10 protein-coding genes, 1 tRNA gene and 1 pseudogene are annotated in these 18503 nt (G+C 40.4%); 6 read left to right on the forward strand and 6 right to left on the reverse strand.

What is annotated here, in order from left to right:
* Window positions 1-129: 129 nt before the first annotated feature.
* Entirely contained in the window at window positions 130-1866 is a 1737-nt protein-coding gene (gene bicA, locus CDC37_RS20330) for a bicarbonate transporter BicA (protein ID WP_096624576.1), read from the forward strand.
* Window positions 1867-2242: 376 nt separating this feature from the next.
* The gene (locus CDC37_RS20335) at window positions 2243-3601 is read left to right on the forward strand and encodes an IS4 family transposase (protein ID WP_096620005.1); all 1359 of its coding nucleotides are present in this window, start codon (window positions 2243-2245) and stop codon (window positions 3599-3601) included.
* 735 nt (window positions 3602-4336) lie between these two features.
* Here CDC37_RS20335 and CDC37_RS20340 read toward each other — a convergent pair.
* The 5 genes from CDC37_RS20340 to CDC37_RS20360 form a co-directional block, all read right to left on the reverse strand.
* Window positions 4337-4407, reverse strand: a tRNA-Gly gene (locus CDC37_RS20340).
* 475 nt (window positions 4408-4882) lie between these two features.
* Window positions 4883-5146 carry an ABC transporter substrate-binding protein gene (locus CDC37_RS20345; RefSeq protein WP_231943504.1) on the reverse strand — a complete coding sequence of 88 codons (264 nt, stop codon included), beginning with the start codon at window positions 5144-5146 and terminating at the stop codon, window positions 4883-4885.
* Between the two features lie 125 nt (window positions 5147-5271).
* Window positions 5272-6324 (reverse strand): ABC transporter ATP-binding protein, encoded by a 1053-nt coding sequence (locus CDC37_RS20350; protein ID WP_096624580.1) that lies wholly within the window; start codon window positions 6322-6324, stop codon window positions 5272-5274.
* A gap of 392 nt (window positions 6325-6716) precedes the next feature.
* Window positions 6717-8336: an ABC transporter permease gene (locus tag CDC37_RS20355; RefSeq protein WP_096624582.1), complete on the reverse strand. Its 1620-nt coding sequence runs from the start codon at window positions 8334-8336 to the stop codon at window positions 6717-6719.
* A 4-nt stretch (window positions 8337-8340) separates the two neighbouring features.
* Window positions 8341-9351: an iron ABC transporter substrate-binding protein gene (locus CDC37_RS20360; protein WP_231943130.1), complete on the reverse strand. Its 1011-nt coding sequence runs from the start codon at window positions 9349-9351 to the stop codon at window positions 8341-8343.
* A gap of 1367 nt (window positions 9352-10718) precedes the next feature.
* Between CDC37_RS20360 and CDC37_RS20365 the strand changes: the two genes are divergently transcribed.
* The 3 genes and pseudogenes from CDC37_RS20365 (at window position 10719) to ltrA (ending at window position 15879) form a co-directional block, all read left to right on the forward strand.
* Window positions 10719-12260: an iron uptake porin gene (locus tag CDC37_RS20365; RefSeq protein ID WP_096624584.1), complete on the forward strand. Its 1542-nt coding sequence runs from the start codon at window positions 10719-10721 to the stop codon at window positions 12258-12260.
* An 874-nt stretch (window positions 12261-13134) separates the two neighbouring features.
* Window positions 13135-13413, forward strand: a pseudogene (locus tag CDC37_RS20370) (zinc ribbon domain-containing protein); the annotation flags it as partial.
* Between the two features lie 591 nt (window positions 13414-14004).
* Window positions 14005-15879 (forward strand): group II intron reverse transcriptase/maturase, encoded by a 1875-nt coding sequence (gene ltrA, locus CDC37_RS20375; RefSeq protein ID WP_096624586.1) that lies wholly within the window; start codon window positions 14005-14007, stop codon window positions 15877-15879.
* 307 nt (window positions 15880-16186) lie between these two features.
* On the opposite strand, the gene CDC37_RS20380 is transcribed toward ltrA, so the two are convergent.
* Window positions 16187-17413: an acyltransferase family protein gene (locus tag CDC37_RS20380; RefSeq protein WP_096624588.1), complete on the reverse strand. Its 1227-nt coding sequence runs from the start codon at window positions 17411-17413 to the stop codon at window positions 16187-16189.
* 388 nt (window positions 17414-17801) lie between these two features.
* On the opposite strand from CDC37_RS20380, the gene CDC37_RS20385 reads away from it, so the two are divergent.
* Window positions 17802-18254 (forward strand): peroxiredoxin, encoded by a 453-nt coding sequence (locus CDC37_RS20385; RefSeq protein ID WP_096624590.1) that lies wholly within the window; start codon window positions 17802-17804, stop codon window positions 18252-18254.
* Window positions 18255-18503: the final 249 nt, after the last annotated feature.

Consider the following 18503-nt stretch of genomic DNA (forward strand, 5'->3'; position numbering starts at 1 on the left):
CTAAAGACAGGCTAGTTCCGAAAAAGTTCCAGAATCACAAAAAATATTTTTGCGACTTGAACTCGGCTTTTAATATTACTGTACTATCCCGTTTCCCTGACTTTAAATTCCTTTCTTTACCATTACCCTATGGCAATTACAAATCATATCCATTTTCGCAATCTTCAAGGCGACATTTTTGGCGGAGTGACAGCTGCCATTGTTTCCTTACCCCTAGCTTTAGCCTTCGGGGTTGCATCCGGAGCAGGACCAGTTGCAGGTCTTTATGGAGCAGTTTGTGTCGGTTTTTTTGCTGCTTTATTTGGTGGAACTCCGACTCTAATTTCTGAACCAACCGGACCCATGACGGTGGTAATGACAACAATTATTGCTTCCCTAACTGCTAGAGCAGATAGTCCAGAACAGGGTTTAGCAATGGCTTTTACCGTGGTCATGCTGGCGGGTATATTCCAAATTATATTCGGCATTTTTAAGCTAGGTAAATACATTACCCTAATGCCCTACAGTGTCATTTCTGGATTCATGTCAGGAATTGGCGTAATTCTGATTATCCTCCAGATTGCTCCATTATTAGGACAAGCAAGTCCCAAGGGGGGGGTATTAGGAATTGTCCAGAATTTACCCCAAATTCTAACTAACATTGATTTTCCAGAATTAACCCTAGGTTTACTCACACTGGCAATAATTTTCTTCATGCCGAAGAAAATTAAAAAAATTGTCCCTCCCCAATTAGTCGCTTTGATTGTGGGTACAGTGGTTTCCCTAACAGTGTTCAGCAATGCCGATATCCGTACCATTGGTAGCCTAGGTGAAATTCCCGTCGGATTACCAACCCTACGTACACCCACATTTACACCTGAACTGATGACTGTCATGTTGGTAGATGGGGTGATGCTGGGTATGTTGGGGTGTATTGATACCCTGTTAACGGCAGTGATTGCGGATAGTTTGACTAGAACAGAGCATAAATCCGATAAAGAGTTAATCGGTCAAGGGATTGCTAACTTGGTTTCCGGTATCTGCGGGGGTTTACCCGGTGCAGGTGCAACAATGGGTACGGTGGTAAACATTCAAACGGGAGCCAAAACCGCAGTATCTGGTTTAACTAGGGCATTGATTTTGTTAGTGGTGGTATTAGGTGCAGCACGTTTGACCCAACCAATTCCGATGGCTGTACTTGCAGGGATTGCCCTCAAAGTCGGTATTGATATTTTAGACTGGAGTTTTTTAAAGCGATCGCACAAAGTTTCCCTCAAAGGCTCAATCATCATGTACGGTGTATTGTTGCTGACGGTATTTGTGGATCTAATTGTGGCGGTTGGTGTCGGTGTATTTATTGCTAATATCCTTACCATCGAACGTTTATCGAACATGCACGCGGAAACGGTGAAAACTATTACCGATGCAGATGATGCCATTGTTCTCAACCAGGAAGAAAAGCTCCTGTTTGAGCGAGCAAAGGGGAAAGTGGTGTTGTTTTACCTCAGTGGACCGATGATTTTTGGTGTATCCAAAGCCATTTCCCGCGAACATGCAGCAATGGTAGATTCAGAGGTATTAATTTTGGATTTAAGCGATGTGCCAATGTTGGGTGTAACCGCATCCTTAGCAATTGAAAATGCCATCAAAGATGCTTGTGACCAAGGTCGTCACGTTCTGATTGTCGGTGCTGCGGGTAAAGTCAAACGTCGTTTAGAAAAATTTGGAGTCTTCCAGCAAATCCCTCCCCACCATTTATTTACAGAACGTGTGGATGCACTTCGTCAAGCTTTAGCTTTAGTGGAAACACCCGTGGTGGATGCTAATAACGTGGGGGTGGATTTACTCGACCGTCCCGGTAATTTAGGTTATCAAGCTTCTAGTTGAAGTGAATATATAAGCATCCCAGAAGTTGGGTTTTAATTACCCTTAAAACCTGACTTCTCACATTTACTTTCAACGTCTATAAACTGAGCTTCTCGTTGCAATGGTTAATTGTTAGAGGTCAACTGTAGACTGTCAAGCGTTAACAAACCAATAGGGAAATATATCAGCATGGGAAGTCTAAATGAAAAATTGAGCTTTCTCAGGTAATCTGGTTATACCAATTTAATATGAAGACCCATAGAAAGAACCCCACCCTAACCCTCCCCGTAATCCTATCCATTACCCGGATCTTTCTTAACAAAAAGTAAAAATACTTAAAAGAAGACGAAAGGCTTGATAGGTATAGTTTTGAGAGAGGAAAGATAGGGTGTAAAAAATGGAAAAATGGGCAGCAAGGGAATTGAAGCACTTGGATTTGGGAGATAAACGGCGAAACAAGCGTTTGATAAAGATGGTAGAAGATTTAGCAGCACAACCAACATCGAGTGTACCTCAAGCATGTGGGAGCGTAGCAGCGACAACAGCAGCATATGATTTGTGGAGTTCGCCGTATATAAAACCATCAGATATAAGCAATGGACATATCAAAAGTACAATCGAAAGGGCAAAAGAACACGAGATAGTATTAGCAATACAAGACACAACAAATATGGATGTAACAAGTCATCCAGCAACAGAAGGAATTGGATATCTAGACCAGAGAAAAAGTTTAGGATTAAAAGTACATTCAACGTTATTATCAAGCATAAAAGGAGTTCCACTGGGAGTAATAGACCAACAAGTATGGTCAAGAAATATCGAAGATTTAGGAATAGCAAAAACACGTAGAAAAAGACAAACAGAAGAAAAAGAAAGCCAAAGATGGTTGGAAGGGCTAGAGAGAACAAATAAATTACTACCAGAAAAGATAAAAATCATAACAGTAGCAGACTCAGAAGCAGATATATTTGATTTATTTAATCAGGAAAGACCAGAAAATAGCCACTTACTAATCAGAGGAACTCATAATAGAAAAGTTAGCCATACAGCGAATTATCTACATGAGGCGATCAGGTCAAGTCCAACTCAGGGAGAAGTAGAAGTCAAGGTAAGAAGAAATCCAGAAAGACCAGAAAGGATAGCAAAACTAACAATTAGATACGAAACAGTTGAAATAGAAGTACCAAAAAATAAGCTCGGGCGTTCGCTTTGTAAACCAGTAAAACTACAGGTGATATTAGCAGAAGAAAAGAGTCCACCATCGGAGATAAAACCAATCAGTTGGTTATTGTTAACGACATTGGAAATTAATAGCCTTGAAGATGCGGTAAAATGTGTTGAATGGTATACATATCGTTGGTTAATCGAGCGTTATCACTATACATTGAAAAGCGGTTGTCGAATCGAGGAATTACAACTGGAGACAGGAAAACGCCTATCAATGGCATTAGCGACATATTCGATTGTGGCATGGCGATTATTATGGTTAACTTACCAAGCAAGGGATAATCCAGAACAAAGTTGTGAAACGGTTTTAACTACAGTTGAATGGCAATCTTTATGTGTAAGTGTGAACAAAAACCCAATTCCACCAGATCAGCCACCAACATTAAGAGAAGCTGTACGAATGATTGCTCGACTAGGTGGTTTTCTGGGTCGTAAAGGTGATGGGGAACCTGGAGTCAAGACGATTTGGAGAGGGTTACGACGATTGCACGATATCGCCGTAACTTGGAAGCTAGCCCATCAAATCTAAATGCATACTTTCTGAGTTTTGTCTAATCTTAATGCTTAATCCCTCTACTGAAATCATTTCTATAATCGCTTTTCAGACTTTGTTAAGAAAGATGTGACTAATGGATAGCTATAGGTGAAGGAGTAGGTTCAAATTATGTGCAACTTTACATTAAATTGGTATTAACCCAAGTTGCTAGTTATAAAAGAATGTCGATTTTTAAGTACAAAATCTAAAATTTTCGTGTCTAAAAATACAGGAAAGCGGATATTATGTATCATATCTATACATTTAGAGGCACTAACTAGCAACTTACGTTATTAGGGATTTAGTAATGCTAAATTCCTAAATTTTTTTGAGGTATATGATAAAATCCAATAAGGTTAAGTTAAAGATAACTGTAGGTTGGATTGAGGTTTTGCATAGACTGTTGATTTTGTGGAAATTTACCCATAAGTTCACACAGTTTTTATGATGATCTCGTCCCGATGCTCCCCGTGGGGACGCATTCCACGAGGGCTACTGCCTCTAGATTCTTCAACCCAACCTCATCAATAATCAGGCTTTTAATTATAACTGAACTGTATTGTGATAAAATCTCCAAAAATGCGATCGCCTACTCCATTAGCACAATCGCACTTGTTTATTTGCTCATGATTCCCGTGCTATTTTTACTTTTGAAGGAATATTGAGCGATGGAAACTAGAGGTAAGGGGTAACTTGTTAGAAATTGCGTATTTTTGCATTTCCCAGACAAGCGGGTAGCGGGAATCGAACCCGCAACTAGACCTTGGGAAGGTCTCATTTTACCACTAAACTATACCCGCATAAGATAAATATAGCAGTTTGGGAGTTAGTTTTTCAATCCCTTAAGTATGGCAATGGTCGTCTTGCTCAGAAGTACTTTTAGATCCACATCTGGATGTAGTGATTAATCAAGTAAGTCGGTAAGAAAAAACAAAGCTGATGTCAAGAAAAGTAGAGCTTCCCTATTTAACGTGAATATTCCTAGGTCGTAGCTCGCTACGACGGATTTTCGACACCACAATCCTTGTGAATCAATAATTTTGTCAGTTAAGGTTTAAAGTAACCTCATTCATTAGTTGAGAACGAAGTCAATAACTTGCCGATTCCAGATTTACTGATTTTTTTCTCAATATACTAGGAGGTTTTTAAAAACTTTTGTTTCCCACGAATAATCCTGGACAAGAGTTTCAGGCTTTATAACTTATCGAACTCACGTCATTTAGCTCCTAAGTGATAGTTATTCACACTGACTTACTTCAAGATTAGGTAAGAAATTTATAGAATCCGTGCAGATTGCATTAACTTTAATGTTGCTTCCAAGTCTTTCAGATTACTCAAATCGATATTTTGGGTTTTTTGCTTCACTTCCTTGAGGGATTTTAATTGACCTTGAGGTTCGACTCCAGATATTAAGGGGTATTCAAAGGTCTCGCTTGCAAAATATTCCTGTGCTTCTTTTCCTAACATAAACTCAACAAATTTTTGGGCAATATTCGGATTTCTTGCACTTTTGAGGATTGCCACACCAGCTATATTCACCAAAGAACCAACATCATTTTACAACTAATTATCAATAAAAAATAGCATATTTTTGGGGTATGACGCTTGAATTATAAAGATTAATTATCAAAAATTATCTTGATTAGCCTCAAAGATTAAAATAACTACTTGGTAAATATTTTGATTAAATTCTCTGGTACAGATACCTGTACGGTTGCACCTTCGGGGATAGCTGTATCAATTCCCGTGCGAATATGAAGTTCCTTTCCGGAGGGGGTATGCAGACAATAACGATATTCTCTTCCTAAAAATCGCCGACTATGGACTATCACAGGACTGTCTACACAGGGTTGTAAGGTACAGTCTTCTTGACGAACCATGATTTCACCCTTATTTTGATTAGGTGGAGTAGATGGAGCGGCGATCGCAAATTCACCAATTTCTGTTGACCAGATATCACCTTGACGATGAGCAGGGATAAAATTAGCTTGGGTGACAAATTCTGCCACAAATCGCGATGCGGGTTGGGTATAAATTTCTTCAGGTGTACCAATTTGTTCTAGTTTCCCTTCTCGCATCACCCCGACAACATCACACATGGCTAAAGCTTCTTCCTGGTCATGGGTTACAAATACAGCTGATATTCCCGCAGCTTTGATAATATCTCGCATTTCTTCCCGCAGCTGCAACCGAACTTGCACATCCAAGTTAGATAGGGGTTCATCCAGTAGCATTAATTTGGGTCGGGGTGCTAAAGCTCTTGCAAGTGCAACCCGTTGTTGTTGTCCCCCAGAAAGTTCGTAGGGGTAGCGTTTTTCTAATCCATACAGTTGCACTAAATCGAGGGTTTCCGAGACACGTTGTTGGGTTTGTTGTTTATTTAAATTCTTTAAACCAAAGGCAATATTTTCTGCAACTGTTAAATGGGGAAATAGAGCATAATCTTGAAAAACAATGCCAATATCTCTCTTTTCTGGTGGCAACCAATTACTACCACCACAAACCATTTTACCGCCAATTTCAATACATCCACTTTGGGGACGTTCTAAACCACCAATCAATCGTAATAATGTGGTTTTTCCGCAACCAGAAGGACCGAGAAATCCTAATATATCCCCTTTTTTTAAGCTTAAGGAGACATTATCCACTGCGGGTTTATCAGTTTGGGTAAATTGTTTCGTGACGTTATCTAAGCAGAGAATGATTGGTTTTTCCATTTTTTAATTGAAGTTTCATCAATAGAGTTGAGCAAGAATACAGGATACAGGATACAGAATACGGGAGTAAAAATGGTTTATTGCAATCAGTAAAAAGAATAAAATATACCTCCTGAAAGTTCAAAATTACTGTATATCAACTAAGTTTAAAAAACATTATTGAATAAGTATAATTGTCGGAAATTTTAGACGAAGACAGCTATGTTTTGATTAGGTAGGTAAGTGGTATTTATTCATAATGATTTCCCAAATAATGCGATAAAAAATTTTGTTTTACAAACGTAATTTTTTAGAGACGTAATATATTACGTCTCTACATATATTGTGGATGCGTTACAATCTCTATTCCCCGACAGAATACCCCATTCACCATAGCAAAATCCAAAATCAATTTATTTTTGCATTTTCTTCTCCTGTGATAAAACTAAAAATGTCGAAATCATTGATACTAACAACATTGTTAAAGATGCAGATGCTGCATCATCAAAATCTACATTTTCTGTGGCATCCCAAATTGCGATCGCTAAAGTTTTAAACCCGATAGGAGCTAACAGGATTGTTGCTGGTAATTCCTTAATCGCTGTTAAAAATACTAACACTGCACCACTAATTAAACCGGGACTAACTAACGGTATCGTTACTTCCTGGAGAGTTTGCCAAGGTGTTCTCCCTAAACTTCGGGCTGATTCCTCAATCCGGGGACTTACTTGTAATAAAGAACTGCGAATCGTTCCCACCGATTGGGGTACAAATAATACCAAATAGGCAAATACCAACATTGGTAATGTTTGATATAGCATCTCTACTAAATCAATGGAGAAACTACCAAAGGATATAATTGGTAAATTCGCTCCAAAAGATACCACTGCTAAAGCCACCACAATTCCCGGTAAGCCAAAGGCAATATAGGAACAACGCTCAATCATCGCTGTAATTTTACTGGGAAAACGTACCGATAAAATTGCAATTGGCAAAGCAAAAATTGTTGTTACTAAACCAGCTAATCCAGCCGCAGTGATAGAATTCAAAATAGCCGGGAACAGATTCGGAAAACTATAATTTATATTCACAATTCCCCTGAGCAACCAAAAAATACTTACCCCCACAGGTAAAGCAACTCCTAACGAAGTAATTATCAAACAAAAACCAAATCCAACCCATTTCCAAACACCTAATTTCACAATTTTTGCTGGACGTAGAGATGCAGAACCACGAGTGTAATAAACAGCGCGAGTCCGCACTCGATATTCCACCCACAAAATTATCATCACCAACGCAACTAACATCAACGACAACGCAGCTGCACTACTGCGGTCAAAGCTGGTTTTATACTGAATAAAAATCGCCCTGGTAAAAGCATCAAATTGCATCAACGAAGGTGTACCAAAGTCCCGCAAACTATACAATGCAACTAGCAAACCACCAGCGACCAAAGATGGTTTTAATTGGGGTAAAGTCACCCGCCAAAATGTTTCCCTACTTGTGTAGCCTAAACTACGTCCCGCTTCCTCCAATGCTGGATCTATCCCCTGCAAACCTGCACGTACACTCAATAACATGTAGGGATAGGTAAACAAGGTCATGGCCAAGATTACCCCAGGCCAACCATAAATGGAAGGTAATCTCTCCACTCCCAGGGGTTCGAGTAAGAATTGCAACATACTGCCCCGTGGAGCAAAGGCGGCAATCAGGGCAAAACTACCTACGTAGCTAGGAACCGCAAGGGGTAAAGTCGTAGCAATTAACCAAAAGCGTCTACCGGGGAGGTTGGTTCGTACCGTTAAAAAAGCTAAGGGTACGGCAATCAACGCTGACAATAATGTTACAATCGCCGCCATCCCCGCACTATTTAACATAATCTCCAGATTGCGAGGGTTAGAAATTAAATCCCAGAAACCCTCTACGCCAACACCAGTAGCCCGTATAACCAGATACAAGAAAGGCAGAGTAATGGCAATTGCCACCACTCCTGCTGTAATAGTTAGAAAAAGTGGGGGACGACCCGCTTTCATTTTTTTAGAGAACTCCTGCTTGTTTTAAAACTCTCAAGGTACCTTGTAAATCAGATAATTCATTCAAATCCAAACGCGGAGGATTAAGTCTACCTAAAGGAATTTGTCCTGCTGGCGCTTTTGCTCCACGAATCAAAGGATACTCAGTTGTTTCCTCCGCGAAGTAGTTCTGAGAACTGGGAGAAAGGAGGTAATTAATTAATCTTTCTACATCTGCACGTTGGTCAGTGGTTCTTAAAACTGCTACACCTGCAATATTAACTATTGCACCTGCATCTCTGCGAGTGTAGTGAGCTGCAACGGGGATATTGGGATTGGTTCTTTTTATCTGACCCAGGTAGTAGTTATTCACTAAACCTAAATGAATTTCACCCTTACCAACCGCTTCCACAATCGCCGTATTTCTGCCGTAGTCTTTTACCCCATTGGCTTTCATTCCTCTTAGCCACTCGATGGTTTTTTGGTCTCCTTCGAGTTTACGCATCGCTGTAATAAAGGATTGGAAAGAACCGTTAGTAGGTGCCCAACCTACTTTACCACGCCATTTGGGTTGAGTTAATTCCGCTACTGTTCTGGGTAGCTCTGCTGGTTTGACTAATCTGGTGTTGTAGTTGATTACTCTTGCTCTGGCTGTAATCCCCATCCAGTTTCCCGATCGTGAACGGTAGCGAGAATCAACTTTATTCAGGATGGAACCGGGAATTGAATGGGTTAGTCCTGCTTGTTGTACAGCACCCAATGCACCTGCGTCCTGAGCAAAGAACATGTCTGCACGACTTCTTCTTCCTTCTTCTAATAGCGCGATCGCTAACTCAGCTGTGTCACCATAACGAACTTGAATATTTAAGTTCAGGTCTCTTCTCGCTCTTTCAATTAACGGTCCAATCAGCTTTTCATTCCTACCAGAGTAAATCGTCAGGGTTCTTGATTGTTGAGCATTGACTCCTAACCCTGTACCCACAATTACCGCAACCAACGCACCAGCACAGAATTTCGTCAATGAAACTTTTTTCAACTTCTTTTCCTCCAGATTTATTAGTAATTACTGGCAATATCCTCAATTTATTAGTAATCTATCGCAAAAACAAGTATATAATATAACCTTAACTTTTTTATTGAAGAATTGTTTATTATTTAGGCTTTGAGATTATATTTTAGTTAGAAAAAGACACACAGGTGCTAGCAAATCCCGAAAATATAGGCAAGGATAAATCTTACTGTTTTGGCTAATTTCGCCAATGACCCATAGGTATAAATGAGCAAACAGCCAACTCCCAACAGGGATTTATCGGCTCGCACCATCCTATTCCTATCAGCATGGCGATACAGTTGTTTCCTAGCAGTAGCTTACCGTTGATATTGTTTGTCATGATTAAAGCTAAGTAGGTATCCATCGGCGCTACAATAGGGCTTTGCAAACAGTTGAGAAAGTTTTGAGATAACTACTATACCAAATTTCAAGCATCTATTGATATTTATTTTTATCGCTCTTGACTTTAAATATCAATACCTGTAGTATCAATTAAATCGTACCCTTTTGTACATGCATCTAGGAATCTTTAACAATAATTTTGGAGCCAGCTCAAGGTCAAGCATGGATCCATATCTCAGCCGTGTATTAGTATTGGTTTTTCAATATTAATAGCCTAGAATTTAGTCCTTACAGGCTTTTTCTCTGTCATCAGGTGATAGGGCTATGCACATAACCGTCTGCTGTATCAGCAGGATGGTCATAGTCCGCATTTGTCACAAAACCCTAAAACTCATGGGGAGTAGGGAGTAGAAGGAAAATCAATCCGTTACTCAAGGCTTACAACTTACTCGTGAGAAATCCAGGATAGGTGGTGCAAATTTTCTGGTATTGGATCAGAAAAGACTTTTAATAGAGTTTCGTGTCAGGAGAATTTAACAGTGCAGCGATCGCTTCTGTATTATTTGGTTAGTCTTCCTGCTTTTGCAGGTTTGTTAGCATGTGGTTCAGCAATAAAACAATTGGTATCAAAGGTCGATCAAAAGTATTTGTGACTATTGATAGTCTATATCAACAGTGATAGGTTTTTAACATAGAGATTACATAGGTATCTCATTTGCTTAACCATTGCGTGGTCTGGGTTTGTAGTAGTAGCTCTAATTCAATTCCGGAATGTCAATTGAGTTGCGTTGTCAAGCAGCAGCAATAGCCTAAATAATACCCCATAGATAAATCTAGTAGGGATTTGAAATGAAGAGCTACGCATGTTTGGTTTCTCCAAGATTGAAATCAAAGTATTAATTTGTAATTACGTACGCGAAGCGTTGCCGCAGGCTATTACAAATTACGAATTACGGGTGATTTTCTCGATTAAATTCATACAAGTAATGTAGTGTGAGGATAACTAAATCATGAAAAACTGGCTTCGTGATGGTCTGTTTGCAGCACCCATGCTGTTGTTCTTCTTGACCATGAATCCCACTTTAGCTGTGGAAGCAAAGACTGATTCCATTGGTCAGGTGACTTCCGTATCCCAACTTGCAGATGTTCAACCTACAGACTGGGCATTTCAAGCTGTACAATCCTTAGTCGAGCGCTATGGTTGTATCGCTGGATATCCAGATAGCACTTACCGGGGAAATCGTGCTTTAACTCGTTATGAGTTTGCCGCAGGATTGAATGCTTGTTTAGATCGGGTGAATGAGCTAATTGCCACCTCTACCGCATATTTAACGACTCAGGAAGATTTAGAAATCTTACAAAGACTGCAAGAGGACTTTTCCGAAGAGTTAGCAGTTTTGAGAAATCGGGTTGATAGACTAGAAGCTCAGACGAAGAAAATAGAAGCACAGCAGTTTTCCACCACTACTAAACTCAGTGGTGAAGTGATTTTTGCTGTTGCAGGTGTGACTGGTGAAAAAGGTGCTACTGGTCAAGCATTACAAGATAATACAATTTTGGGTACTCGGACACGTCTGGCATTCAATAGTAGCTTCACTGGTAAAGACCAGTTAAGAGTACGTCTGAATGCGGGGAATATGACCACCTTTAATGGAAGCGTCACAGGAACAGAGATGACTCGTTTATCCTTTGACGGTCAGAATAATAATAGTGTTGTTGTTGATGAACTTTTTTATCGCTTTCCACTGGGCAAAAACACCAATGTTTCCCTCATTGCTCAAGGTTATGGTTCAGAGAATATAGCTCCCTCCCTAAATCCGTTACAGAGTGATGGAGCAGGTGCAATTTCCCGATTTGGTCGCTTCAGTCCTCTCTATCGGATGGCAGATGGACCTGGTGTTGGTATATCTCATAAATTCGGTAATGCAGTTGAGTTATCAGCTGCATATCGAGCTAGAAACGCTAGTAACCCTGCAACTGATAGGGGGTTATTTGGTGAAAACACCAGTGCATTGGCGCAATTGACTTTCTATCCAACTAAAAATGCGAGCTTAGGATTAACTTATGTTCATACCTACAACGCAGGTGGAACTGGTATCACTGGCGATACTGGAAGTGCAAATGCTATCAGACCCTTTGGCAATGTAGATACGGCGACCAATTCCTACGGTGCAGTTGCTAGTGTGCGTGTGAGTCCTAAATTTACTTTATCTGGTTGGGCTGGAGTGACTCAAGCAGAAGCGAGAGCCGGTGCAAATGCTGGTAGTGAAGCCACTGTGTGGAATTGGGCTGCTACTTTAGCATTCCCTGACTTGGGTAAAAAAGGTAACTTAGGCGGGATTATTATTGGGATGCCACCTAAAGTAACTAGTAATGATATAACTGCTCGTAAAGACAATGGTACATCTTTGCATTTGGAAGCTTTGTACCGTTATCAAGTTAATGACCGGATTGCTATTACTCCCGGTTTAATTATGATTCTGAATCCAGAACATAATGACAACAACGATACTATCTACACGGGAGTAGTCCGTACCACCTTCAGATTTTAAAATATTTCCTGTTTCTTGATTTTCGCCCTAGAGACTTCGTTATTAAGCCTTTCTTCACGGTTTATCTCAACTTGCTTATGTCTACTCACACCTAGATTTGTTTTTTACTTCCTCCAATTTGTGGAGGAAGTTTTTTCTCTTTTGCCAACAATGCGGTATTGCTTGGGAAAGATTTGGTTCAGATTGCAAAATATTACTTTTTTCAGCCCAAGTACAAAAATTCTGATAACTTACACTCTCAGAAAAACTATAACGTTAGAGTTTTTTTGATGACTACCGTTACTAGCACAAAAGTATTGTTAGCATTGAGAATTAGCGATTCCAAAGTTCGACAATTGTTGGGGGAAGGTTAATTGATATCTTGCACCTTTACGTATACATACGTTGAACTTTAAGATATACACGATATAGCTACAGTACCTTTGTTTGCTTTTAACGCTAAAATAGTATTTCCAGGTTTATACTGAGTATTTTATTTTCATCAGCTTTTCTTGGTGCAAGATGTGAGTTAATCAACAGAAATCAAGATCAAAATATTAACAAATATTAACGCCAGCCAATATATTAGCGGTAGAGCAGTTAGGACTACATCCAAATACACTTAGGAAGCACGCGGACAATGGGAAAGTTGAAAGCATTAACAATGAAGCAGGACAAAGGCTTTATAAGGAATACGCCGAAAACCCTTGAGAAACAGCAACGCAGTTGCGCTTTTCGTACTTCAGGCAGGATGTACGCGCTTCGCGTTGCCGAAGGCTAGGCGCTTCTGTAGCCTTGAGGCTACAGTCCATATTCTATTCTCTTTGTTGAGCAATATAATCGGTACTAATATTTCCGGCAGTCGATATAGTATGATAAACCCAATGTTTAACTATGCTTGGCGAAATCAATTTCTGATGCTAGCTGGTATCTTTTTCGGCAGTGGATTGAGTATTTCGCTGGTAAATTTGGTCAATTAGCAATCAGCGTGCAACCACATTACACATCGCAAAAATGTTCAAATTGCGGTCGGATTGTGAAAAAATCCCTTTCAACTCGCACTCATGTTTGTGCTTGTGGGTGCGAGTTAGATAGAGATACAAATGCAGCCATGCTAGTGCGATTCGTTCAGTCTAAACCGAGAAATCGGGGGACGACTGGCTCTCCAAAGTAACCAATAGGTTGAGTACGCACTTAAATCCTTTGGAGATGACAACTACATAATCTTATGAGTGAGAACAAGTATCCTAGAAAGTTCAAGTCTCATCCCTAAGACGCTTAGGTGAAAGCATAACCCCTACGGTAGAGACTAGCCATCAATCCGTAAAGCGGGGTTAAAAGCGGAAAGCAGAGGGTAACCTTAACCCAAAGCCCGTAAGCAAGTCCATACGGATAGCGTAAGCAAAGATACGTCTGAACCATCGTTACTGCAAACCAGTGAAATAAGGTTGACACACTGGGAGTCCCAAAAGGGCAATAGTTAGGGAGTTAAGAGGATTTAAATCGACTTAACAGCGTCACCCGAAAACTCGATGGAGAGTATCATCCTATAGTGGACAAACCAAAGATTATGTGGAACGAAGTAATCCACCTATAGCTCTCAGGATTGGTCGATAACCTGAGTAGTCAGCTAAGACGAAACATCTGGTAAAGCAGGCTATTGGTGGAAGAGATTGAGTCAGAAGCGAACGCTCTGTGGTAATAGCAGAGATATGCAGACGGACTCACGGTAATACAGAGTGTAAAGTTGAGAGTAGTAGTAGATATGCCTAAAACAGATTCAAGAAAGAATACTGTAGGATGTGACCAACCTAATATCCTATCTTCGGAAGAAACGGATGCTTTCCTTCGTTGGGAACTAACGGATTGGAAGAAGTTAGAACGGAAGGTTTATAAGCTACAAAAACAAATTTACAGAGCGTCTAGTCGTGGAGATGTCAAGAAAGTTCGCAGGCTCCAAAAAACACTGATGAAGTCCCGAAGTGCAAAAACACTCGCAGTACGTCGTGTCACCCAAGATAACCAAGGGAAGAAAACCGCAGGAATGGATGGAATAAAAGCATTAACTCCTAAAGAACGTCTTGACTTGGTAGAGAATCTCAAACTTGGGGCAAAGGTTAAACCAACACGGAGGGTTTGGATACCCAAACCCAACGGGGAGAAAAGACCTTTAGGAATACCGACAATGTACGACCGAGCAGTACAAGCTCTTGTCAAGATGGCTCTAGAACCAGAATGGGAGGGCATTTTTGAACCCAACTCGTATGGATTTAGACCGGGACGCTCATGCCATGATGCGATAGCAGCAATATACACAGCCATTAATCAAAAGGCAAAGTATGTATTAGATGCTGACATCGCCAAATGCTTTGATCGAATTAACCACGAAGAGCTACTCAAGAAAGTAAATACCTTTCCCACCTTACGAAGACAAATTCGAGCTTGGCTAAAAGCTGGTGTAATAGATGGAAAGGAATTGTTTCCAACCAATGAAGGCACGCCACAGGGGGGTGTGATATCACCACTACTAGCTAATATAGCCTTACATGGTTTGGAGAATCTAATTAAGGATATGGCTAAAACCTTCGATATGAGAAGACCCGACGGAACTCAATTAAGCTGTCGGGATAAAGAAAAGTCAATATCAGTGATACGATACGCTGATGACTTCGTAATTCTCCACGAAGATATAGCAGCAATCCAGAAATGTAAAGAAGTAGTCTCAGAATGGTTAAAAGGCATGGGACTGGAATTAAAACCAAGTAAAACAAAAATAGCCCACACACTTGAAGAATATGAAGGTGAAAAACCGGGTTTTAACTTCCTTGGATTCACCGTTCGGCAATTCAAAGTCGGTAAATATCAATCAGGTAGGGTAAAAGGAAAACTATTAGGTTTTAAGACCATCATCACCCCAAGTAAGGACAGCCAAAAGAAACACTATGCCAAAGTAGCAGAAGTAATAGACAAATCGAGAGGAATAAGCCAAGCAGGACTTATAAAACATCTCAATCCAATCATCAGAGGATGGTGTAATTACTACTCTACCGTAGTGAGTAAAAAGGTGTTTGAAAAACTTGAACATCTAGTTGTTTGGAAGCTCTTGAAATGGGGAAGACATCGCCATAGAAATAAAAACCGAAAGTGGTTGAAGAATAAATACTTCAAAACCATAGATGGTAACTCATGGACATTTGCCACCAGAGAAGAAGGGGATAACCCGATGAAACTCATCAGATATAGCCAAACAGAAATAAAACGCTATATCAAATTAAAAGGCAATGTCTCACCCTACAATGGCGATTTAGTCTATTGGAGTACAAGAATGGGTTCTCATCCTGAAATGCCTACTAGAGTAGCAATACTACTCAAAAAGCAAAAAGGAAAATGCCCATGGTGCGGATTAACCTTCAAAGATGGAGATGTCATGGAAATAGACCACATCACCCCGAAAACCTTAGGGGGAAAAGATGAATATAAAAACTGGCAATTACTCCATCGGCATTGTCACGATAAAAAGACGGCTACGGATGGCAGTCTTGGGAATAAATCTAGCTGTAACAGTGCTAACCCGAAGCCACTGATTGACCTAAATAATTATATTTGGGTTAATGATATGTTGGTAATGACGTACACATGACAAGTGCTGTATTACTGAGGAGCGGAATGACGGGAAACTGTCACGTTCCGTTTTGGAGAGCAGTAGAGGGGGCGACTCCTTTACTGACTTTAATCATTATTAAATCTTGCAAGACAAGCTAGGGGAGGGCATCCCCGAAGTCAAGCTGTAGGACTTGTTACCGCTACTCTTTTAGGCGAAAGCCTATTGGAGCAAGTGGCGAGGTAGATTACAGAATCCCCTCGGCTAAGGGCAGGGGAGTGTCAACACGTTGAGTCCTAATGGCTAGTGCTACGACAAAAATCCCTGCATTGGAATTTCTATATTTCTATATTTTGATAAACCAACGTTGACGATACATCACCCAAGCAACGATTAGCCAAAATAATAAAGTTATTGTTGCAAATAGCAGGGAACCATTCAAAGGACCGACCCAGGGAACTAGGACATTTTCATAGAAAATTGTATACAAATTAGGGGCTTTTTCTCCTGCTCCGATTTTAATCCGCACTAGCAAACGAATTCCTAAAGCTGATGCCACGAAAATTGCGATCGCATTTAAACCCATGATTTCAAAGGGTTTACTCCAGGCTTTTAAGCGTCGTACTTCTATCATGTAATAACAAACTGCCAGGAAAATCAACGCCCATCCAGTTGTATATAATACATAGGAACTTGTCCAAATTTTCTTGTTTAAGGGAAAATGAAATCCCCAGATGTACCCTAAAAATAAACATCCTATACCCCCTAATACCAAACCCACGCTTGTACGTGTTTGCACTGGTTGCTGGCGTATCCATTCCCCGGTGAAATAACCCATTAATGTACTAGCGATCGCGGGAATCGTGCTAAATAATCCTTCCGGGTCGCCCATATTATTAAATCCGTCATGTTTGTATAAATGGGCGGCGGGTATAATCATCCTATCGATAAATGCACCGAAGTTACCTACTCTGGTCAGGTTTCCGGCTCCGTATTCTGGTACAGGTATATACATCATCGCCAACCAGTACCCTACTAACATCATTGCTACCATCAACCATTGTCCCCGTCGGGGGATTTTTAACACGATTAATGATGCAAAGAGGTAGCATAAACTAATGCGTTGTAATACCCCCATCAAACGAATGACACTGAAATCAAATGTCCATATACCTTGATTCCAAAAGCCATTTAAAAATAAACCTAACGCGAATAAAATGGCAGCGCGTCGGCAGATTTTACCGTAGGGAGGGTGAACGTATTTCGGGGGGACATAGGCATTCACAGGATGATTATTCGCCGCATAATCGGCAAACGCACGTTCCGTTGCACGTAGATTTTCAATTTCGCGATCGCGACTATTTTCCGTATACTTGGCGAAGGAAAATGCCATCGCCACACCCACAATAAACAGGAAAAAAGGAAATACTAAATCGGTAAAAGTGCAACCATGCCAATCTGCGTGACGTAGAGGAGGATAAATATTTTTCTCCCCCGCAGGACTAGCCATATTTGCTAATATCATCCCAGCAATGGTTAAACCACGAAATACATCCAAGGAGGTTAGACGCATACATTAGTAAGAATATCAGGATTATAGAATACAGGATACAGGATACTGTTAGGAATCCAGTGCAATATCAATTTTTATCTCGTAGAATGTCGCCAACTAGTCACTACTACGTCTACACCCGCATTTCTCACGAAACCCTAAAAATCACAGGGATAGTCCGTAGAAGGAAAATCAATCCGTTACTCAAGGCTTACAATTTCTTACAATTTACTCGTGAGAAATCCAGATACAGTCAAGTTATAGAGCGCTCATTGACACCACTCACAACTCACTATTCCCTACTCCCTGACCCCAAAAAACCGACCTTACAATCAAAAAGGATTACTATATATGAATTTTTGTTAAGATATTTATGTCATAAACAATTAGCGAACACATCAGTATAACTATGTCGGTAAAAGTTGGCGATAAGGCTCCAAATTTCACTTTACCGTCCCAGACGGGTGCTTCTGTAAGTCTTGAGGATTATCGTGGTAAAACGGTGATTTTATATTTTTATCCCAAGGATGATACCCCCGGTTGTACGGCGGAGTCCTGTGCTTTTCGTGATCAGTATGAAGTATTTAAAGCTGCGGGAGCAGAGGTAATCGGGGTGAGTGGGGATTCACCGGAATCTCATTCCAAATTTGCTGCTAAGTATAATTTACCTTTTACTTTGTTGAGTGATAAGGGGGATAAGGTTCGCAGTCAATATGGTGCAAAAACGATGATGGGGTTGTTTCCTGGACGCGTCACCTATGTGATTGATGGGAATGGGGTGATTCAGTATATTTTTGATTCCATGTTCAATTTTCAGGGACATGTTCAAGAAACCTTAAAAATTGTCCAGCAAGCAGCTTAACCTGGATTTCTTGCAAACTCCTAAAACTAAAATCTCGTCCATCATCAAAACTGGAGTTTTTGTCATTGCACTTCTTCGCGTAGCAATCTCATAATTGCGACAAAGAGCTACGGTTATCCTACTGGATAGGGTTTATCAGGAAGTAGGGAGTGGAGAGTAGTGGTTTATTGCATTAATTTTGATGGGTGAAAAAAAGCGCGTAGTAGCACGAGTCTACGAAAAGCCTGCGGGTATAGCGCCTTGATATTA

It is taken from the genome of Calothrix sp. NIES-3974, assembly GCF_002368395.1.
Taxonomy (GTDB): Bacteria; Cyanobacteriota; Cyanobacteriia; order Cyanobacteriales; family Nostocaceae; genus NIES-3974.